Genomic DNA, 1,952 nt, shown 5'->3' with positions numbered 1-1,952 from the left:
CTATCTGCAGTGGTACCTCTCGCAAAACATAATGGCGCTCATGCTGTTCACGCTCCTCGGGGTCCTGCTGCTTGCTTCGATGACTTACCTGGCCCTGCGCTTACGGGCCAAACGTCGTCTTGGCCAATGAGCTGCGCATGCCTGTGTCGTCCATGAGCAGCCGGGCGGTTTCACTTCGCCAGTGCCTGCGCGGTAACGCGCGCAGGTTGAGCGTTGTGCTTGCGCTCGCCCTGCCGGTGCCTGCGATAGCCGCCACAACTCCCTGTGAGTTGCCGGCCTGGCCACTGTGGCAAACCTATGCAACGCGCTTCGTCCAGGCCGACGGCCGGGTTCTGGAATCGAGCCTGGAGAACAATCACAGCACTTCTGAAGGGCAATCCTACGGCATGCTCTTCGCACTGATCGGCAACGATCAGGCACGCTTTGACAAACTCTGGCGCTGGACATCAGCCAACCTCGCAGGCTCCACCACCGCCACTCGCCTGCCAGGCTGGTTATGGGGGCAAGGCACGGACGGTCAGTGGCGCCTGCAGGACGCCAACTCGGCTGCCGACGCCGACCTGTGGATCGCCTACGCCCTGCTCGAAGCCGCACGCCTGTGGCATCGGCCGGACTATCGCCAGGATGCCCTGCACCTGATGGCGACGATTGAAGCGCAATTGGTCGTCTCGCTGCCCGGGCTGGGGCCGATGGTATTGCCTGGACCACAGGGCTTCGTCCTGCCGGATGCTCTCTGGCGCCTGAACCCCAGCTACCTGCCACTGCCACTGTTACGGCGGCTGGCCAAGGAAGCTCCCAACGGGCCCTGGCAAGCGATTGCCAACAACACCGCGACGATGATTGCCCAATCAAGCCACCACGGTTTTGTCGCTGACTGGGTCGGTTATCAAGGCACTTCAGCGCAATCGGGTGTCTTCGTCAGCGACCCGATCAACGGCGACACGGGCAGCTACGATGCCATTCGCGCGTACCTCTGGCTGGGCATGAGCGACGCCTCCGAACCGCTGGCAGCGCTCCTGCTCAAACGGCTGGACGGCATGGCTCGCAGCACTGTCGCGACGGGTTCCCCCCCGGAAACAATCCGGATTCTCCACGGCAGTGTCCAGGGTCAGAGCCCGTTCGGATTCTGGGCTGCACTGATTCCCTACCTTGAGGCCAAGGGGCATCCCCGATTGGCCGATCAACAACGCCAGCGCGTGGAGCTCGCCTTGCAAGAGGCGCTGGCCAGGCCTGATGCCGACGCCAGTCCGCCGCGTTACTACAACTTCATGCTTAGCCTGTTCGCGCTCGGCTGGGCAGATAAACATTACCGATTCCGGGAAGACGGAACGCTGAAACTCTCCTGGGAGACCGCATGCACGCGCACCACCGCACGCTAGCCATCGCCGTCATGAGCGCATGGACGGCTGCTGCACACGCTCAAAGTCCGACGCCACAGACGTTACTCGTCGAGCAAGGGCATTACTGGCAGTCGCACAACAACCCTCAACGCGCTACGGAAGTCTGGCAGAAAGTCCTGCTGCTGGACCCGGTCCAGGTTGACGCACTCTATGGCCTGGGCTTGATCGGCGTGCAACAGGGCAAGCCACAACAGGCGCAGCAATACCTCGCCCGCTTGCAGGCCATCCAGCCAACGCCTCGGCAGGCTCTGCAATTGGCGCAGGACATCGGCGTGGCCCAACCGCAGAACCAGCAGCGCCTGGAGGAGGCTCGGCGCCTCGTCGATGCCGGTGAGCGTGACAAGGCGACCGCCGTGTTTCGCTCGCTGTTCGATGGCCGCCCACCTCAAGGTACGATCGGCCGCGAGTATTACAACAACCTTGCCTTCAATCAGGCTGACTGGGCTGAAGCACGCAGCGGATTCCAGCGCCTGCAACGTGAGATGCCCAACGACTCGATCGTCGCGCTGTTTTACGCCAAGCATCTGGTCCGTCGTGAAGACAGCCGTGCCG

Annotated in this window: 2 protein-coding genes; both read left to right on the top strand. The window is 62.8% G+C overall.

The window, feature by feature from the left end:
• The first annotated feature begins 137 nt into the window (after window positions 1-137).
• Window positions 138-1,379, top strand: coding sequence for a cellulose synthase complex periplasmic endoglucanase BcsZ (gene bcsZ, locus AC1DLB_RS28820; protein ID WP_477744387.1), 1,242 nt, complete (start codon window positions 138-140; stop codon window positions 1,377-1,379).
• Window positions 1,355-1,952: tetratricopeptide repeat protein (locus AC1DLB_RS28815; RefSeq protein ID WP_477786172.1), on the top strand; the 598-nt coding region annotated here is incomplete at its 3' end. The genes bcsZ and AC1DLB_RS28815, both read left to right, overlap by 25 nt.

It is taken from the genome of Pseudomonas sp. 05N434 (assembly GCF_056396965.1).
The sequence above is the reverse complement of the archived record's forward strand: the minus strand, read 5'-3'. Positions and strand labels throughout refer to the sequence as shown.

What these genes read in the sequence shown, in the direction of transcription:
- bcsZ (WP_477744387.1), top strand. Translation starts at nt 138, where the DNA reads ATGCCTGTGTCGTCCATGAGCAGCCGGGCGGTTTCACTTCGCCAGTGC.